Annotated in this window: 17 protein-coding genes and 1 pseudogene; 6 read left to right on the top strand and 12 right to left on the bottom strand. The window is 38.8% G+C overall.

Annotation, left to right across the window (positions count from 1 at the left end; translation table 11 throughout):
- The 6 genes from MKL51_RS14500 to MKL51_RS14525 form a co-directional block, all read right to left on the bottom strand.
- Positions 1-174 carry a PA1571 family protein gene (locus tag MKL51_RS14500; RefSeq protein WP_002116397.1) on the bottom strand — a complete coding sequence of 58 codons (174 nt, stop codon included), beginning with the start codon at positions 172-174 and terminating at the stop codon, positions 1-3.
- 139 nt (positions 175-313) lie between these two features.
- Entirely contained in the window at positions 314-1,768 is a 1,455-nt protein-coding gene (gene rng, locus MKL51_RS14505) for a ribonuclease G (RefSeq protein ID WP_005064412.1), read from the bottom strand.
- A gap of 113 nt (positions 1,769-1,881) precedes the next feature.
- Entirely contained in the window at positions 1,882-2,442 is a 561-nt protein-coding gene (locus MKL51_RS14510; RefSeq protein WP_005064410.1) for a Maf-like protein, read from the bottom strand.
- Positions 2,430-2,921 carry a rod shape-determining protein MreD gene (mreD, locus tag MKL51_RS14515; protein ID WP_002116279.1) on the bottom strand — a complete coding sequence of 164 codons (492 nt, stop codon included), beginning with the start codon at positions 2,919-2,921 and terminating at the stop codon, positions 2,430-2,432. The genes MKL51_RS14510 and mreD overlap by 13 nt, the downstream gene beginning before the upstream one ends.
- Positions 2,908-3,765, bottom strand: a complete 858-nt coding sequence (mreC, locus tag MKL51_RS14520; protein WP_270904342.1) for a rod shape-determining protein MreC — start codon at positions 3,763-3,765, stop codon at positions 2,908-2,910. The genes mreD and mreC overlap by 14 nt, the downstream gene beginning before the upstream one ends.
- Before the next feature lie 16 nt (positions 3,766-3,781).
- Positions 3,782-4,822, bottom strand: a complete 1,041-nt coding sequence (locus MKL51_RS14525; RefSeq protein ID WP_000601379.1) for a rod shape-determining protein — start codon at positions 4,820-4,822, stop codon at positions 3,782-3,784.
- A 133-nt stretch (positions 4,823-4,955) separates the two neighbouring features.
- Between MKL51_RS14525 and gatC the strand changes: the two genes are divergently transcribed.
- From gatC to MKL51_RS14545, 4 genes are all read left to right on the top strand, one after another.
- Positions 4,956-5,270, top strand: coding sequence for an Asp-tRNA(Asn)/Glu-tRNA(Gln) amidotransferase subunit GatC (gatC, locus tag MKL51_RS14530; RefSeq protein WP_000107699.1), 315 nt, complete (start codon positions 4,956-4,958; stop codon positions 5,268-5,270).
- A 53-nt stretch (positions 5,271-5,323) separates the two neighbouring features.
- Positions 5,324-6,802: an Asp-tRNA(Asn)/Glu-tRNA(Gln) amidotransferase subunit GatA gene (gene gatA, locus MKL51_RS14535; RefSeq protein ID WP_005072830.1), complete on the top strand. Its 1,479-nt coding sequence runs from the start codon at positions 5,324-5,326 to the stop codon at positions 6,800-6,802.
- The gene (gene gatB / locus MKL51_RS14540) at positions 6,802-8,271 is read left to right on the top strand and encodes an Asp-tRNA(Asn)/Glu-tRNA(Gln) amidotransferase subunit GatB (RefSeq protein WP_000796643.1); all 1,470 of its coding nucleotides are present in this window, start codon (positions 6,802-6,804) and stop codon (positions 8,269-8,271) included. Before gatA ends, gatB begins: the two co-directional genes overlap by 1 nt.
- Positions 8,272-8,349: 78 nt before the next feature.
- Positions 8,350-9,501, top strand: a complete 1,152-nt coding sequence (locus MKL51_RS14545) for a S1 family peptidase (protein ID WP_049069102.1) — start codon at positions 8,350-8,352, stop codon at positions 9,499-9,501.
- Positions 9,502-9,723: 222 nt separating this feature from the next.
- Here the strand turns inward: MKL51_RS14545 and MKL51_RS14550 are convergent.
- A pseudogene (locus MKL51_RS14550) lies at positions 9,724-9,941 on the bottom strand (hypothetical protein); the annotation flags it as partial.
- A gap of 178 nt (positions 9,942-10,119) precedes the next feature.
- Here MKL51_RS14550 and MKL51_RS14555 point away from each other — a divergent pair.
- Positions 10,120-10,698, top strand: a complete 579-nt coding sequence (locus MKL51_RS14555; RefSeq protein ID WP_032005965.1) for a DJ-1/PfpI family protein — start codon at positions 10,120-10,122, stop codon at positions 10,696-10,698.
- Between the two features lie 79 nt (positions 10,699-10,777).
- On the opposite strand, the gene MKL51_RS14560 is transcribed toward MKL51_RS14555, so the two are convergent.
- Positions 10,778-11,296 (bottom strand): hypothetical protein, encoded by a 519-nt coding sequence (locus MKL51_RS14560; protein ID WP_032042512.1) that lies wholly within the window; start codon positions 11,294-11,296, stop codon positions 10,778-10,780.
- 83 nt (positions 11,297-11,379) lie between these two features.
- Positions 11,380-12,444 (bottom strand): DUF1176 domain-containing protein, encoded by a 1,065-nt coding sequence (locus MKL51_RS14565; protein ID WP_017482129.1) that lies wholly within the window; start codon positions 12,442-12,444, stop codon positions 11,380-11,382.
- Positions 12,445-12,569: 125 nt separating this feature from the next.
- Here MKL51_RS14565 and MKL51_RS14570 point away from each other — a divergent pair, with 125 nt between their 5' ends.
- A complete protein-coding gene (locus MKL51_RS14570) occupies positions 12,570-13,319 on the top strand; it encodes a DUF4850 domain-containing protein (protein WP_017482130.1) in 750 nt (249 codons plus the stop codon).
- A gap of 42 nt (positions 13,320-13,361) precedes the next feature.
- On the opposite strand, the gene MKL51_RS14575 is transcribed toward MKL51_RS14570, so the two are convergent.
- The 3 genes from MKL51_RS14575 to MKL51_RS14585 all read right to left on the bottom strand — a co-directional run bounded on the left by MKL51_RS14575 (position 13,362) and on the right by MKL51_RS14585 (position 18,346).
- Positions 13,362-15,410 (bottom strand): M13 family metallopeptidase, encoded by a 2,049-nt coding sequence (locus tag MKL51_RS14575; protein ID WP_017482131.1) that lies wholly within the window; start codon positions 15,408-15,410, stop codon positions 13,362-13,364.
- Between the two features lie 268 nt (positions 15,411-15,678).
- Positions 15,679-16,872 carry a peptide antibiotic transporter SbmA gene (gene sbmA, locus MKL51_RS14580; protein WP_017482132.1) on the bottom strand — a complete coding sequence of 398 codons (1,194 nt, stop codon included), beginning with the start codon at positions 16,870-16,872 and terminating at the stop codon, positions 15,679-15,681.
- Positions 16,873-17,110: 238 nt separating this feature from the next.
- Positions 17,111-18,346 (bottom strand): threonine ammonia-lyase, encoded by a 1,236-nt coding sequence (locus MKL51_RS14585; RefSeq protein ID WP_005064397.1) that lies wholly within the window; start codon positions 18,344-18,346, stop codon positions 17,111-17,113.
- Between the last annotated feature and the right edge of the window lie 151 nt (positions 18,347-18,497).

Below are 18,497 nucleotides of genomic sequence, written 5' to 3' on the forward strand. Positions count from 1 at the left end.
TTATTTTTTGATTGTGCGGCACTGGTTAAGCAACTGATGACATACTGAACGAATCATTGCAGTTGTAATCGGTACTTCTTTACCTTGGTCATTCAACATATAGCAGCTATTTACTGGCGTGCTTTCTAAAACATGTTTAAGACCGTTGCTAATTAAGTTTTCACTTACATTCATGGGTTATACCTCTTATTGTTTGCTAAGACGTTTAATAGGGAGAACGTCTAGGGCTACTGTATGTAAGTAGTATTTAAAATTCATGAATGAAAGTAAAATTTCAGTTGTAACAAGGATTAAGCGATATCTTGTTACAACTTTAACTTAAAATGATATCGTATTGCTCTTGCGTATATAAATTTTCGACCTGAAATTTAATAACACGGTTAATAAAATGCTCTAAATCGGCTACTGCTGGTGCTTCTGCTGTTAATAATCGGTCAATCACAGAAGGATGGGCAACAACAGTAAAGCCACTCGTTGACTCAAACGCGCGGGTATATCGTAATATCTCACGAAATATTTCGTAACACACTGTCTCCGCTGTTTTGACAAAACCCCGCCCTTGGCATGTTGGACATGATTCACATAACAAGTGTTCTAATGATTCACGAGTTCGTTTACGCGTCATTTCAACCAGACCAAGTTCTGACACTTGAGTAATTTTGGTCTTCGCGTGATCTCGCTCAAGCATTTTCTCAAACTGACGCATCACCTCTTCACGGTGAGTTGCTTCTTGCATGTCAATAAAATCAATAATGAGAATCCCCCCCAAATTACGCAGTCTAAGTTGACGCGCGATAACCTGAGTAGCCTCCATATTGGTTTTAAAAACCGTGTCTTCAAGACTACGACCGCCTACATATGAACCTGTATTAACGTCAATCGTTGTCATGGCTTCAGTCTGGTCGATCATTAGATAACCGCCTGACTTCAAAGCTACGCGAGTTTGTAAGGCTTTTTGAATATCTTCTTCAACATTATAAAGATCAAATAGTGGTCGCTCTCCCGGATAATGGATGAGACGACTCTTCATATTCGGGACAAACTCATCTACAAACTCAAGCAGTTTTGCGTGAATCTCTCGCGAATCTACATAAATCTTTGCAGTTTCTTCGCTTGCTAAGTCACGAATAATACGTTGAGGTAATGGAAGTTCTTCAAAAATTAAAGAAGGAACAGCAACGTCAGTCTGCTTACGCTGAATGTACTCCCACAATTTGCTCAGATAGCACATGTCCTGAGCAATTTCTGCCTCATCCACACCTTCTGCAGCTGTACGGACAATCACGCTACCGGGTAAATTATGCTCAGATTGAATACCTTCAATAATATTACGCAGACGATCTCGCTCTTCTTCAGACTCAATACGCTGCGAAACACCAATATGATTGCCATATGGCATTAAAACCAAATAGCGAGAAGGGATTGAAAGATCTGTACTTAGACGTGCGCCTTTTGTGCCCAACATATCTTTCATTACTTGGACAGTAAGGGTTTGCCCAGGATGTAATAGCTCAAAGACATTCGGGGTAGGCTGTGAACGAGGCCAAACCATATCATTGATATGTAAAAAGGCTGTTCGAGATAAACCAATATCAACAAAGGCAGCTTGCATGCCCGGAAGCACTCGTACAACTTTACCCTTGTAGATATTGCCGACTAGACCGCGTTTAACTGTACGCTCGACATACAGTTCATTAACAGTTCCATTTTCGATTAATGCCACCCGACACTCCATAGGCGTGACATTAATAAGTAGTTCTTCTGACATACATAAACTCAAAGCATTATAAAATTTTTATTAAAGAGTCAGAGAAGCTGTTAACTTTAACGTTGTCTAGTGTTCATCGACAATGCTATTCAATGAAGAATGATAACAACCCCTTATGTCTTTACTCTTTTGAATAACTGTGCAAATTCGTATAAAGGAAGTCCTACCACATTACTATAACTTCCTTGAATTTGGGGAATATATTGCGAGGCAATTCCTTGAATTGCATATCCACCCGCTTTTCCAACAGGCTCACCCGTGGTCCAATAATCTTCCATATCCTGTGTAGTCAGGTGCTGAAACTCAACTTGTGTTTGCACTACCTGACTTAACATCTGTTGTTGAGTCGCAACGCACAGTCCAGAAAACACATCATGCCAACGTCCAGATAATTGTTTCCAGATTTCAAAGGCATGATTTTTCGATTCAGGCTTACCAATAATTTGACCATCAAGTCCCAGACTTGTATCGGCAGCAATAACAATTGCTTCTGGAAAAAGCTTCAATACAGTCTGAGCTTTTTCTCTAGCCAACCGTTCAACATAATGATGAACCAGCTCATTTTCATGAACAGACTCATCAATGTCAGGACTATAGATTTCAAAATCTAAGCCTAGCTGTTGTAACAACTCCTTCCGACGAGGAGAGCTAGATGCTAAAACTATATGCGCCATTTTGCCAAACAATAATAGACGACCGGCCACGTGATGATACTTGTCATCAAAGGTTGCCAATGTCTAGCAATCGAAAAATGAATTCCACCCATCGTCTGTGTTACCCACATAAATGCTAAATGGGCAATAATGACCAGCGTTGCTATCGTCCATAAATTAACAAAAGTTAAAATACGGCGTTCCCGAATTAAAAAACGGGTAAGAAAAGTCACAATTACAAAACTTAAGGCATTGAGCCCTAAAGGCGCATCAAGCAGTAAGTCTGTAAAAATCCCCATCCCAAATGCAAACCAGACCCCACACCATGTTGGCTGACATACTACCCAAAATAGCATGATCATTAACATGAACAGTGGCCGCCATCCTGAAATATCATAAGATAGCGGATAAACCATGAGTACAGAACCCACAATAACGGAGAGAATAATTCCCCATAATGGGTCTTTACGCTTTTCTCGTTTAAGTTTAGCGATCGGCATACGGCTGCTCCTTCGCTAATGATTCAGAGAAAAGTACAACTACATGATGGCCTGTTGCTAATTGTGCTGATGGAGTTACATCAATTTCAGCAAACTCACCTGAATTATGGCGTTTTATTTTGGCCACTGTACCCACTGCGTAACCTGCTGGGAAATGTTCACCCAAGCCTGAGCTAAACACTTTATCACCCACCTGAATATTCGCACTGGTCGGGACATATTCCATTTTTAAACGGCCCAAATCACCTGTACCAGAAACAATCGCCCGCATTCCAGTACGCTCAAGACGTACCGACAGTGAATGTTCTTTATCTGATAACAACATCACACGTGAACTATGAGGGTATACATTAATAATCTGCCCCATAATCCCCTTATCATCCAGAACCGTTTGACCGACCTTTAGATGGTCCGTAGAGCCTCGGTTAATAATGATGATATGGCGTAATGGGTCTGCATCTGTCCCAATCACTTCGGCAATTTCCATACGACCATCAATAATTAACGGTGTATCAAGAAGGCCTCGTAAACGGGTATTTTCAGCTGACAGTTCAGAAAGCTTCTGTAAGCGGACTTGAGCTTGTAAAAGCTCAGCCTGCATCGCTGTATTTTCACGACGCAGTTGTGCTTCAGATTTTGTTTGTTGATTCAGCCATTCTTTCGACAGTACTGGATAACTGGCCAATGCATAAATTGGGTTATATGCAGCGTACAAGACATCCCTTGCTGGCTGAATTACATAAGGCATGCGCCAATCAAAGAACAGCACAACCAAGCATGTAATGACCGCAATAATGAACGAGCGGAAAGATGGCGGCTGTCTTGAAAAAATATTCGGTTGCACCGCCTAATCCTTAAACTTAACCGACGAAAAGCATGTCATGGTTCGGGTTGTCGAAGAATTCTAATACTTTACCACCACCACGGGTTACGCAAGTAAGAGGATCTTCAGCAACAACAACTGGTAAACCAGTTTCTTGAGCCAATAACTTGTCAAGGTTACGAAGTAGCGCACCACCACCTGTCAACACAATACCGCGCTCAGCAATATCAGAAGAAAGTTCAGGAGGAGTTTGCTCAAGAGCAGATTTCACAGCGCTTACAATGCTTTGTAATGGATCAGAAATGGCTTGAGTAATTTCGTCAGAAGTTACGGTAATTGCACGAGGCACACCTTCTGCAAGGTTACGGCCACGTACTTCGATTTCTAATGTTGTACCATCAGAAACAGCCATACCTACTTCTTTTTTAATAATTTCAGCAGTGGTTTCACCAATCACACAACCGTGAGCTTTACGAACATAATTGATGATTTGCTCATCAAAAACATCGCCGCCGATGCGTAAAGAGTCAGCATAGACACAACCTTGCAATGAAATAATTGCAATTTCTGTTGTACCGCCACCAACATCCACAACCATAGAACCACATGCTTGTTCAACTGGCATACCTGCGCCAATTGCTGCTGCCATAGGCTCTTCAATCAAACGAACATCACGGGCACCAGCATTAAATACTGCTTCGCGAATCGCACGACGCTCGACCAAAGTTGATTTACATGGTACACATACAACTACACGAGGTGCAGGTGGGAACAAACGTTTTTCGTGAACTTTACCAATAAACTGATTCAACATGGTTTCAGTCACTTCAAAATCCGCAATTACACCGTCTTTCATTGGACGAATTGCAGAAATATTCGCAGGCGTACGGCCCAGCATTTGCTTAGCATCTAGACCTACAGCAGCAACAATTTTTTGTGAACCACTGTGACGAATTGCCACAACTGTTGGTTCATTTAATATAATGCCGCGGCCTGGTGCATAAATAAGTGTATTTGCTGTACCTAAATCAATGGCTAGATCCGGCGAAAACAAGCCAATTAGTCGTTTTAGAATCACGGTTCGTTCTCAGTTAAACTTTCATGTGGATGCAAGGTGGCAACTTTAAACTAAATGTGATGATTTGAACAAGTCAATCGCTTATTATAACGCACGATATTTTGAAAATTTTTAATACTGATTAGGTGATGTTATGTCTACATCGGATGCACAGCATTCAGCAGATTTAAATGCACAAACAGTTTCAGCAATCGCCAATCTTGCTCGATTGTCGCTCAATGATACGCAATCTGCTGAATATGCTCAAAGTCTAAATAAAATTTTAGGCATGATGGAAACCTTAAAAGGCATTGATACGGAAGGCGTAGAACCTTTGAAAAGTCCTTTTGACAATCCTCAACCTTTACGTGCTGATGTGGTAACTGAAAGCAATCATCGAGATGAATACCAAGCAGTTGCACCAGCAACTCAAGATGGTTTGTATCTTGTTCCTCGCGTGATTGAATAACTTTTACTCAATTAACCCATCTTCCCTATTTTGAATGTAAAGAAATTTTACTCATGACTGATTTACATCGCTTATCAATTCGTGAACTTGCTGAGGGCTTAAGCCAAGCGAAGTTTTCATCTCGCGAACTGACTGAACACTATTTAAAACGTATTGCTAAAATTGACCCACTGGTAAAAAGTTACGTGACGGTTACGCCTGAACAAGCTCTTGCCGAAGCCGACGCTGCCGATGCTGCATTAAAAGCGGGTAATGCAACCGCTTTAACGGGTATTCCTCTTGCGCATAAAGACATTTTCTGTACCAAAGGTATTAAAACTACTGCTGGTTCAAAAATACTAGACAACTTCATCTCTCCTTACGATGCAACTGTTGTTGAAAAAACAAAAGCAGCTGGTCTTGTCACTTTAGGTAAAGTGAACATGGACGAGTTTGCAATGGGTTCAACTTCTGAAAGCTCATATGTTGGGGCAACGAGCAACCCATGGGCACTCGACCACGTTCCTGGTGGTTCATCAGGTGGTTCTGCTGCGGCTGTAGCGGCTGATCTAGCTCCTTTTGCTACAGGTACTGATACAGGCGGCTCAATTCGCCAACCTGCGTCATTCTGTGGCTTAACGGGCTTAAAACCAACCTATGGTCGTGTATCTCGTTTCGGGATCATTGCTTATGCATCATCTTTAGACCAAGCGGGGCCAATGGCACGCTCTGCTGAAGACTGTGCTTACTTAATGAATGTAATTGCAGGTCACGATGCAAAAGACTCGACTTCGGTTAAAAAAGAAGTTGATGACTACGTTGCAAACTTAAACAACACATCTGTAAAAGGTCTACGCATTGGTATTCCTAAACAGTACTTTAACGTTGCAGGTTTAGATGCAGACGTAAAAGCTCGTGTTGAAGAATCATTGAAAAAACTTGAAGAAATGGGTGCAACACTTGTTGAGATCGATCTCAACATGACTGAAGCTTACGTACCAACGTATTACCTCATCGCGCCAGCAGAAGCGTCTTCTAACCTGTCTCGTTATGACGGTGTTCGCTATGGCTATCGCTGTGAAAACCCTGCTGATTTGATGGATCTTTACAAACGCTCTCGTTCAGAAGGTTTTGGTCCAGAAGTTCAACGTCGTATTCTCATTGGTACTTATGCGCTTTCTGCGGGTTATTACGATGCTTACTATGTGAAAGCACAAAAAGTACGTCGTTTAATTCAACAAGACTTCTTAAAAGCATTTGAAAATGTAGATGTGATTGCGGCTCCTGCTGCTCCAACAACTGCATATAAAATTGGTGCGAACTTAAGCCCAACAGAAATGTATTTAGGCGATATTTATACACTTGCAGTGAACTTGGCAGGCTTACCAGCGATTAATGCTCCTGTTGGTTTTGATAAAGACAGCTTACCTGTAGGCTTACAGTTGATTGGTAACTATTGGTCAGAATCACAATTATTGTCGATCGTTCATCAATACCAACAAAACACCGATTTCCATACTCAACGTGCGGCAATTGCTGAGGAGAACGCATAATGGCTGAAGCTCAAAAGTTGAAATTGATTGACGGTTGGGAAGTCGTTATTGGTATCGAGATTCACACTCAGCTTGCAACCAATTCTAAAATTTTCTCTGGTTCATCGACTGAATTTGGTCAAGACCCAAACACGCAAGCGAGCCTTGTGGACTTGGCAATGCCGGGTGTACTTCCAGTTTTGAATGAAAAAGTGGTTGATCTTGCAATTCGCTTCGGTCTTGGAATTGATGCTTACATCGACCAAGCATCAGTATTTGCACGTAAAAACTACTTCTACCCTGACTCGCCAAAAGGCTACCAAATTAGCCAAATGGATAACCCAATTGTGGGCTTGGGGCACATCGACATTCAGCTTGAAGATGGTACGACTAAACGCATTGGCGTAACTCGTGCTCACCTTGAAGAAGATGCTGGTAAATCCGTACACGACCAATTTGAAGGTATGTCTGGCATTGACTTAAACCGTGCTGGTACACCTTTACTTGAAATCGTTTCTGAACCAGACATGCGTTCAGTTGAAGAAGCTGTTGCTTACATTAAAGCGATTCACACATTAGTACGTTGGTTAGGTATTTCTGACGGTAACATGGCAGAAGGTTCATTCCGTGCGGACTGTAACGTATCTTTACGTCGTCCGGGCCAACCTTTTGGTACGCGCTGTGAACTTAAAAACCTCAATTCATTCCGTTTCATTGAGCAAGCGATCAATGTTGAAATTGAACGCCAAATGGAAATTTTGGAATACGGCGGAAGTATCGACCAAGAAACTCGTTTGTTCGATCCAAACAAAATGGAAACGCGTTCAATGCGTTCTAAAGAAGAAGCGAACGATTACCGCTACTTCCCAGATCCAGATTTGTTACCAGTGATTATTGCAGATGAGCAAATCGAAGCTGCTCGCGCTGCACTTCCAGAGCTTCCTGCCGCACGTCGTGCACGCTTTATCGCAGACTTTGGTGTAACTGAGTACGATGCACATGTACTTACGCTCTCACGCGAAATGGCAGACTTTTATGAAGCTGTTGTGGCTGCTGCTGGCGGTGCGAAGCAAGGTAAAGTGTCTGCAAACTGGGTAATGGGCGAATTCTCAGGTGCTTTAAACAAAGCAGGCCTAGATTTGGCTGACTCACCTGTTTCTGCTGAACAGCTTGGCGGTATGATTGCTCGTATTGTTGACAACACCATTAGCGGTAAGATTGCTAAACAAGTCTTTGGCTTTATGTGGGAATCGGAAGGTAAATCTGCCGACGACATTATTGCGGAAAAAGGCTTAAAGCAAGAAACCGACACTGGTGCAATTGAAGCAATCATTAAAGAGGTACTTGCAGCCAATGAAAAAATGGTTGAAGAGTACAAGTCTGGTAAAGAGAAAGCCTTTAACGGTCTTGTTGGTCAAGTCATGAAAGCTTCTAAGGGTAAAGCAAACCCTGCTCAAGTAAATGAATTAATGAAAAAGTTAATTGGTTGACGATTGACTAATTAAATTCCTTTATGCGATAAAACCCTACCTAGTGTGGGGTTTTTTATATAGCCACAGGATTTAAAATTGAGCAAAGAAGAAATAAATTTCAAAAAATTATATATAGAGTCTTCAAGTGCAATTGCATTTATAGCAGTTATAGATGACAAAACAGAAAAAGAAGGGATCGGGACTGCTTTTCATGTTGGAGAGGGTATCTTCGTCACTGCAAGACATGTTGTAGAAGGAAAAGAGATAAAAGAAATAGCCACAACAAAGCGCATTATCGAAAATTATCAGGAAGGTAAATTTGAGGAGTTATCCGAAACTACTCGCAATCCATATTATTTTAAAATAATTGATGGACCACATTTCCCCAATGATAAAGAACTAGATATAGCCTTATTAAAAGTCGATTTATTAGGAGTTGACTTACCAGCACTTAATTTAGATGAAATGACTAGTTATCGCATTAATGATAACACCTACATCTTAGATGAAGTGTTGATAATAGGATATCCACCAATTCCGTTCACTATAGCTCCAATACAAATTACTTCAAAAGCTAGAGTAAATGCTGTTATTGACGTTCATCATTCACAACATCCACATCTTATTGTATCTGCTATAGCTAGAGGTGGATTCAGTGGAGGCCCTGTCTTAGCAAAAAGTGGGCAAGTTATAGGAATCGTTACGGAAAGTTTAATTATGAATGGAGAATCTACAGAATCTGGTTTTATGAGCATACTTTGTATTGAACCAGTTATTAAAGAACTAATTAATGTTTATAATTTTGACTTAGATGCACACAACATAAATTGGAATGCTTGGTGGGAGCCTTTGTATGCTGCAAAATTGAGTAATACGACCTCCCCGAATAATCAACTCAACCCTCGAATTTCAGATGCTGAAATATATTTATATGATGATGATAGAGATGTATTTGCAGAAATAAAATGCGATAACCCCCAAATTTTAGAAGAAGCACTTATAGCTTTTAAAAAAATTTGTGAAATTGATATTGATGATGAAGATTCAGCTTCAACATTTAGACGTTTTTTTCCCGATGGCTCTGAATATACTTTACAAAAAGCTGCGTTAAGTGCTGTTCAAGTGTTTCTAGATGGTAATTATAAGTTAATTGGTCAAGTCCAACGCAAATTAAAAAAAATTGAATATGAAACAAGACCAACTGATACAAGTGAAGAGTTATTTTCTGATATTGATCTACCTTTTTAATGAGCTATAAACAAAGATTGAATTCCATGGTAAATTAAATAGGTAGTTGAAATTATACCCCGCAGTAAAATAATTAAAAAACAATCAAAAAGAAAGACAGTTTAGCTATCACATTTTATAGTCGAAATACATTATTCAACAGTTCTAATCATAGGTAAAATCTATCTAAAAAATACTTAGACTGTTAAATCTTACAGATCAATAGTCTCTGCTTTTTTACTATCACTGTCCTCTTAATATACCCAACTTATTCCAAATCTCAGGCGTCAAAAACGTCGTCAACAATTTATTTAACTCGATATAGCGCAATGTGCCCTGCAACTGCTGTTTAACTGCGGGGTCTGTAACAATATCTCCATCAGTACTTCAGCCTAACTACTGAAAATCATTCTAACACCCTTAACCCCTTCAGCCTGAATCACATCTTTGGACAAAATTGATTGGCTAATTTCATTAGCTAACTCAATAAAAAAGCCTCGATTTATCGAGGCTTTTTTATATCACCTATGAATCACCCTTCGACTAAAGAATGCGCTTTTTTCTAAAGAATTACTCAGTGACTGTGCTAATTTAAATTAAGAATTGAAATCACTTATATTTTAAAAAGAGGGATAAATCATGTCTAAAAAGATTTTAATGTTGGTCGGTGACTATGCCGAAGACTATGAAACTATGGTTCCTTTTCAGTTCTTAACTGGTTTAGGTTATACAGTACATGCTGTTTGCCCGAATAAAAAGAACGGCGACCATATTGCGACTGCAATTCATGACTTTGAAGGTGAGCAAACTTATAGTGAAAAACGTGGCCACAACTTCGCGATTAACTATGATTTTAATGCCGTTAATACCGAAGATTATGTAGGTCTAGTTATTCCGGGTGGTCGTGCACCAGAGTATTTACGCATGAATGAACGTGTTGTCGAAATTGTACGTGAATTTGATAGAGTGAAAAAACCAATTGCAGCTGTATGTCACGGTGCTCAGTTACTCGCTGCAGCAGACATTTTAAAAGGCCACCTCTGTTCTGCTTATCCAGCATGTGCTGCCGAAGTAAAACTCGCAGGTGGGCAATACGCAGACCTTGCTGTAACTGATGCTGTTACAGATGGACATTTAGTAACTGCACCAGCTTGGCCTGCACATCCAGCTTGGTTAGCTCAATTTGTAAAAGTATTAGGCGCTAAAATTACGATCTAAATAGCTCTATTCATTCCAATTAAAATAAAGCCTGCTATTTAATAGCAGGCTTTATTACTAAGGTAGAAAACTAGATTTTTTATCTTGTAATTCCCAGCTTATTCCAAATCTCTGGCGTTAAAAACGTTGTCACCAATTTATTTAAATCGATATAGCGCAATGTGCCCTGCAACTGTTGTTTAACGGCTGGGTCTTTAACAATATCTTCACCCGCACTTTGACCTAACTGTTGGAAAGCTTCTCCAACTGCCTTGACACCTTCTGCCTTAATCACAGCTTTAGTTTGAGCAGAACATTGCTCCACAATCACACGTTGTAAAACCTGAGCCAGTTTTTGGTCTAACTGGTCTTTTTGCTCAGGTGTTACATTACTAAATGCTTTTAAATCGGGATGAGCCGCTAAAGCTGTAAACGTCCATTGAAGCACCGTGGTTTTATCTGAAGCTGTTGTTGCTTTAACAAGACAATCACTAAGCTGATCGACCGTTGGACCCGCCATTGCAATTTGTGTTGTGCCCAGTACAGCCGCCGCCACACATATTGAACGGCTCAGATGTGAAAACTTACGGCGAGCAATAGCATAAAGATGACGTGACATAGGTCTAACTCCAATAAACAATCTGTTCTTTTTATCACAGGGTCACTAAAGTTACCTGTTATGACTCTGTAACCGCAAAATATTTACTTTACGACTGATTCAATGCGATCAAGCTCCCACACTCCACCTGCTGCCAAGCCTTTACACATACCCGTCCACATATCCTTAGTATGTACAAAACTCTTACCATCCCACACCCATTCTTCACTTGCCCAGCAGTCTCCAATGCCTCTTCCCTTTTGAGCACTGCTGATCATACCGCTATCAAAATCTGAAGCAGATTCAGTCACAAACACGGCCTTACCATTTAATGACTCATCTAGCACCCAAGCGCCATATCCTTCGTTATAAGCCCCTCTCCAGCACAACGTAGTCGCCAAAACTTTCTTATTGGTTAGTTTATATATCTCAATTTTTTGTGGTTCAGCTCCATCACTATTACCACCATAAATTCCTTCACAAAAGTCTTCTTTAGGATTCGGATTAGCTACCATCAAGCTACGGTGTATTGCTTGATACTGCTTGCTTTTCAGTTGTAGCGTTAAATAAGGTTTGACTGTAGTTTTAATGCGTTTAACAAGTAGTTTTGGCTCAGGCATAAGTACTTTAGTTTCATTGGCACTGCCCTTTTTAACCAAAGCACCAACAGTCCCGATACGCTTCTGAAAATCATCCATTTTTAATAACACAGCGGTCATTCCAGCATCGGAAATTTTCCATTCATGCTGTGCATTTTTAAATACAATTTCAGTCTTCTGTTTGGATTGCTGTAGTACAGCATTGACTTGCGAGCTGTTGAGTTTACCCATAAGTGGTAACTCAGTACCATCTACAGTCACAGCGCCTAAATCTTTGCCATTTATATAAAAATGAATATTTTTAAGCTGGTTGGCTGGCAAACTTTGCTCATAGTCTGATAAAGCAAATTCAGCTTGCACAGGTTGTTTTGGCCCTGCTTTACGCACCAATAAAAGTGATGCTGGATTATCACCATTTTCTTCACTTTGATAGCCTGCGGCTTTACATGTACCTGTATTGCTACACGAGATTTCCCACTCTTGGTGTGAAAATGAAATACCTTTGAGGTCTTGAGCAAAGCTATAAGAACTCATTACCGCTAAACAGCAGATTGAAAGCATATTTTTCATTATTTCATGTCTCGATAGGTCTGTTTTTCTTATTAAGCTAAAAACAGTTTAAAATTTTGAATTACCGTCTAGTTTAAAAGAATATGCTAGATTTATATAAAATTTAAATTGATTACTTTCTAAAAATGAAAAAACTGAATTTTTTATTATTTACTGCATTTACCAGTCTAACTTCACCTGCTTATGCAGAAGTAAAAAGCTTTACACCCCATTTCCCCAAATTTTATAGCTCTGCTGCGACCCGCAAAGCAGATAATCAGTTCTATTCTCTAGGAGAGGCAAAATTTTTAAAAGGTATTACAGTCCCTTTTTATGGTGTTACAGCACAAAGTCCTACAGAGAATGGTTTACTTAAAGACTTTGAAACCTGTACACCTAAAAGCTGCCATTTTAATTTTAAACTCGAGACTCAACACGCCAAACAATTAAAACTTCTTGCATTACCTGAAACAGGTTTAGTGCTTGTTCCCAAAAGTTGGCACGACGTGCAGGCAAATGCAGGTGCAAATGGAACTGGTTTTACTCTAATAATGAGTCCAGATCAGAAGCAAGCAATAGAACTTTACGACTCCTCATTTTGCGTTGGATGTGGCTTACCCAATGCAACGCTTTACTTTCCTGAACTATTAAAACAAAGTCTGGAAAATGAATTTGGCGGATTTAAAGATCCTAAAAAACTCATCCATATTGTTCACCCTTCTAAAAAAGTGGCTTTTTTTAGTTATCAAATTCCACAAGTGAACAATAAAACCCATGGTATTGCTAAATATTATGATGAAGACACTTTTAACTATAAAGAGATTCAAGTCACCTTAGATAAATCGCAGCAGTCTTTAGTTGGCCCTATCCTTAATTTTTATAATGCAACGCACTAATCCAATACTTATAAAAAAACCCGCTTTCGCGGGTTTTCTTAATCACCAAATAGTTACCCGCTTCTCTGGTGGTAAATACATCTGATCATCTTCGTTTATTTTAAAAGCCTCATAAAATGGTTTTTGATTCATTAAAGCTCCATTGCCACGTACTTTATCAGGAGAGTGAGGATCTGTTTTTAAATAGATAATCGCTTGAGCTTCGCGGGTTTTCGCACGCCAAACTTGAGCCCATCCCATATAAAAACGTTGCTCCCCAGTCTGTCCATCAATTACAGGAGCTGGCTTACCGCCTAGTGCAATTTGGTAAGCCTTATAGGCAATTGCTAACCCAGAGTTATCTGCAATGTTTTCACCTAATGTTAATTCACCATTAACATGATAACCAGCAATCGGTTCATAACGGTTATATTGTTCAATCAACGCTTGTGTTTTAGCTTTAAAATGCTGATGATCTTCAGCATTCCACCAGTTTCTCATATTGCCCAATTCATCAAACTGACTACCCTGATCATCAAAGCCATGACTAATTTCATGGCCAATCACAGCACCTATACCACCATAGTTCACTGCATCATCTGCGTTTATATTAAAAAAAGGCGGTTGTAATATCGCTGCTGGAAATACAATTTCATTCAATGATGGATTGTAATAAGCATTCACCGTTTGTGGTTTCATATACCATTCATCACGATCAACCGGCTTACCCAATTTATTAAGTTCATATTGGTATCTAAACTCACTTGCACGAATTATATTTCCAACTAAATCATTTTTAGCGATGTGCAGACCAGAATAATCACGCCACTTTTTTGGATACCCGATCTTTATTGACATGTGAGAAAGCTTTTTACGAGCTTGTATTTTCGTCGCAGGACTCATCCAGTCCAATTCTGTAATGCTTTGGTCATAAGCACGAATCAGATTTTGTACCAATAATTCTATCTGTTGTTTTTTCTCAGCAGGAAAGTATTTTTCAACATAAAGTTTGCCAATACCATCTCCCAGAACCTTATCAACAAGCTGTACACCACGCTTCCAACGCGCTTCTTGTTCAGTAATATCTCGAAGTGTCTTGTTATAAAAATCAAATTTATTATTTACAAAAGCGCTATTTAGTAATGGAGAAAAATTATTTATCAAATGCAATTTAAAATAAGCTTTCCATATATCTAAGGGTGTATCTTGAATAATTGTATTTAAGCCCTGAAAGTAGTCTGGCTGATTTACCTGAATAGTATCAATTTTTCCTTTTAATTCAGTTGCTGTTAGATAACCTTGCCAATCAAATACAGGTGTTAGTTTATATAAATCTTTGATTTTGTATTTATTGTAGCGTTTTGCAAGATTACGATTTTGTACATTACTCCATTGTATTTTTGCCAACTGAGTTTCAAGTTTTAAAATTTCCTGAGCATGTTGTGCTGCTTGCGAGTCTCCAGCAAGTGTTAAAGTTTTTTCAATATACTTTAAATACTGTGCACGAGTTTCAATAAATTTTTTATCATCTTTCAAATAATAATCACGGTCAGGTAGACCCAAACCACTTTGCTCCAAACCAACCACCATTTCAGTAGATTGTTTCATATCCTGTTCAATGCTTAGACGGATTGGGCTATTGACATCAATACGAGCAAAATGTGCCATTAAAATTGCAATTTGATTCTTATTTTTCAATTTATCAATTTGATTTATCTCATTTTTTAGAGGACTAATACCTTGCTTCTCAATACTTTTTTCATCCATAAAGCTAGCATATAGAGTAGCTACTTTTTGCTCTAAACTACCATCCACCCACTTTTGACCAGAGAGCTCTTCTACAATTCCATGTACTTGGCTGATTGATAACTCACGGAGCTGATTAAAAGCTCCCCAACTTGCTTTATCAGCTGGGATTTCAGTATTTTTTAACCAAATACCATTTACATGTGAATAAAAATCGTTCTTTTCATTAATAGAGGAATCAATATATTGTTGATCTATACCTGATATTTTTTTGATTTGAGAATTTGTTACTAATTCCGCACGTACCAAATTAGCAGAAGTCATAAGTGCAATCGTAAGAGCACTTTTAAGTAAAATAGATTTCAAAGACTCAACCTCACATTTAAATATTTAATAATTAAAAACAATAACTTAATAGCGATTGACTTTTATTAATTAAGCGAATGGCAAAATTAAAACCAATATAGAAGCAAGTTTTATACCGCGAAAATATAATATTTTCAAAAATATATTTTTATATAAATCAAAATAATAAACGAAGAAACTTACTAAATCTTTTATTCTACTAAATACTTAATAATTCTAAAGATGCCATGGCTTGAACCAAGGCATCTTTCAGAGATATGATTACTTTTTAATCTAAAATTTTCTCAAATATTCTTAAACGCTTATAAATTGAAAGCAGTTCAATAATCGTTTTCCATGAACTAATTAAATATTGGAATGATTCACGGACTTTATCAAAAACATTACCTATTTGCGTAATTAAACCCAATGTCATTTTACCTGCGGCAATAGAAGGGAATAAAACAACTAGACTATATAAAATATCTAATTGGATATACCAAATACTAACTAAATTAAAATAAGAGTAATGCAGATATAAACGGAAATAATTCAGCCTAACACTTGAGAACAATTCTCTTAATGTTTTTGGCTGTGCACGCTCCTCATGATCCTCACCATAGACAAGTTCTTTACGATAGGCTGCTTCTACTTTTTGATTATTAAACTGTAAACCAGGTAATTTAATACCAACAACCATTAATAGAACAGTACCAAAAACAGCCCATACAATTGCAGCCCAGACCAATGAATGATCAATTTCACCTACAATAGGTAGTACTTTAACTTGTTTAGAAAGTTCAAAAAGAATAGGTAAAAAGGCAATTAAAACCATTATAGCCTTAACAAAATTTACTCCCAGGTCTTCTAAAACAGAGGCGAAACGCATGGTATCTTCTTGAACACGCTGTGAAGCCCCCTCGATATGACGAAGCTTTTCCCAATGCTCTGTGTAATATTCATTCATTGCTGTACGCCAGCGGAATACATAATGACTAGCAAAAAAAGCATTAATAACAGCTAAAGTCACACCGACCATCGCAATTAAAAGAAATGTAACTGTTCCCATATAAAGTTTATTAATATCACCACCACCGTGATCTAACATACTTTGAATGAGATTATAAAAAGGCCCATACCATGCATTAACAGCTACACTAACCTGAACGCTAAACCAGATATTAAATAAAATAAACGCCGAACCCCACACAGACCAACGTTGCCAAGGATTATTCGATATAGCCCTCCAGAAACCAGCAAAAAGCGCAGTAGAGACTAAAAACCAAACATAAAACCATAAGAAAGTGGGAGACCAAAAACGGCTCACATCTAATGGTAGTTGAGTATCATGGTAGCCCTTAGCAAAGCCGATAAAAGTTCCCCATGTGTTTCCACCTGAGTACCAGAGCACCATATTGAGCGCGATCCAAATGACCGCAGATATAAAGAAATACCTTGGTGATGGAAAAAATGATTTGAACATTGAGCGTGGATATCCCTATATTTCTTCAAATTTACAATGAAAGGAATACTAAAACCTAAACCTTAAAATTGTGAAGGGTAAAGTTTAGAGAATTGTCAGTTTTTCCTGTTCCATTAAAGGATTTGATCGTTTTTTTGTAAATAAATCCCTTTTTTGGCAATTTAATCCATTTAAATTACCTTGTATATGACTCTCGATAGAGCCATATACAGCTTTTATAACACAGTGATATCAGAGATTAAATCTCTTCTTTACGAACAATATAGCCTTCTAATTGCATTGCTTGAATGAGCAAATCTAGATCCGAGGCACTTTTTAACTCTACATCAACGCTCACAGCGCTTTCTTTGGCACGGCTTGTTGCCGCAAAGCGTTCATGACGCAGCTCATAAATATTACCACCCTGCTCAGCAATAATGGCCGTCAAACGAGCTAAAGCACCTGGATTGTCCGGTAATTCAACACGAATACGAACCATACGACCTGTACGGGTTAAATGGCGTTGTAATACAGAGACCATAACACGTGTATCAATATTGCCACCTGATAGCACTACGCCCAATTTATGACCTAAAAACAGATCGGGACGCGACATAATTGCAGCAATACCTGTTGCCCCTGCTCCTTCACATACTGTTTTTTCAATATTAAGTAATAGTGCAATCGCTTCTTCAATCATGTCTTCAGTGACAACGACAATGTCATCAACATATTCTTTAGCAACTTGGGTCGTAAGCTCACCTGGAGTTTTTACCGCAATACCCTCAGCAACAGTAGAGCCCATTGAAACCGCATGTTGATAATTGCAAAGTAGTTTTGCCATACTTGGGTATACAACTGACTGCACCCCAATAATTTTGATTTTTGGATTGATCGCTTTAGCAGCAATTGCAATACCAGAAATTAAACCACCACCACCAATTGGCACAACCAAAATATCCAGATCAGGCACAGCCGCAAGCATTTCAAGTGCAATGGTGCCTTGACCCGCAATAATTTCAGCATCATCAAATGGGTGGATAATCGTTAAAGATTCTTCTTGTGCAACACGATGCATTTCAGCAGCAGCTTCTGAAAAGTCCTGCCCATGCAAAATAACGCGCGCACCGTACTCACGTACTCGTTGCACCTTAACATTTGGCGTAGATTTCGGCATTACAATAGTTGCAGTCACACCTGTCCGCTGAGCATGGTAGGCTACACCTTGTGCGTGATTGCCTGCGGAAGCTGCAATAACACCATGTTGCTTTTCTTGCTCAGATAAACACAACAGTTTATTCAGAGCACCCCGCTCTTTAAATGAAGCTGTAAATTGTAAGTTTTCAAATTTCAACCACATCTCAGCCCCTAAGGTTTTAGAAATGGTCTCTGAGAAAACAAAGGGAGTTTTTACAACTAAACCTTCCAAACGCTCTGCGGCAGCATGAACATCATCTAATGTTGGAAAGCCATTTTTAACCTGTTGCTGTATCATTTATCCAGTCAGCCTCAATACACTACAAATCAATTATTTTTAAAAAACGGCAACAATATTTCATATTAACCATTAGAGTTTTCAGCATATCCAACATGTCTCTAATATACAAAAAATTTTATTCCAAAAATTAAAGATTTAAACTTCCATA

It is taken from the genome of Acinetobacter sp. AOR18_HL (genome assembly GCF_027855145.1).
Classification (GTDB): Bacteria; Pseudomonadota; Gammaproteobacteria; order Pseudomonadales; family Moraxellaceae; genus Acinetobacter; species Acinetobacter pittii.

Bases quoted from the DNA above. Each gene is read 5' to 3' on its own strand.
- MKL51_RS14570 (WP_017482130.1), top strand. From the start codon at position 12,570: ATGAAAAAACTGAATTTTTTATTATTTACTGCATTTACCAGTCTAACT.
- gatB (WP_000796643.1), top strand. From the start codon at position 6,802: ATGGCTGAAGCTCAAAAGTTGAAATTGATTGACGGTTGGGAAGTCGTT.
- MKL51_RS14510 (WP_005064410.1), bottom strand. From the start codon at position 2,442: ATGGCGCATATAGTTTTAGCATCTAGCTCTCCTCGTCGGAAGGAGTTG.
- MKL51_RS14560 (WP_032042512.1), bottom strand. From the start codon at position 11,296: ATGTCACGTCATCTTTATGCTATTGCTCGCCGTAAGTTTTCACATCTG.
- rng (WP_005064412.1), bottom strand. From the start codon at position 1,768: ATGTCAGAAGAACTACTTATTAATGTCACGCCTATGGAGTGTCGGGTG.
- sbmA (WP_017482132.1), bottom strand. From the start codon at position 16,872: ATGTTCAAATCATTTTTTCCATCACCAAGGTATTTCTTTATATCTGCG.
- MKL51_RS14555 (WP_032005965.1), top strand. From the start codon at position 10,120: ATGTCTAAAAAGATTTTAATGTTGGTCGGTGACTATGCCGAAGACTAT.
- gatC (WP_000107699.1), top strand. From the start codon at position 4,956: ATGTCTACATCGGATGCACAGCATTCAGCAGATTTAAATGCACAAACA.
- MKL51_RS14565 (WP_017482129.1), bottom strand. From the start codon at position 12,444: ATGAAAAATATGCTTTCAATCTGCTGTTTAGCGGTAATGAGTTCTTAT.
- MKL51_RS14585 (WP_005064397.1), bottom strand. From the start codon at position 18,346: ATGATACAGCAACAGGTTAAAAATGGCTTTCCAACATTAGATGATGTT.
- MKL51_RS14500 (WP_002116397.1), bottom strand. From the start codon at position 174: ATGAATGTAAGTGAAAACTTAATTAGCAACGGTCTTAAACATGTTTTA.
- gatA (WP_005072830.1), top strand. From the start codon at position 5,324: ATGACTGATTTACATCGCTTATCAATTCGTGAACTTGCTGAGGGCTTA.
- mreD (WP_002116279.1), bottom strand. From the start codon at position 2,921: ATGCCGATCGCTAAACTTAAACGAGAAAAGCGTAAAGACCCATTATGG.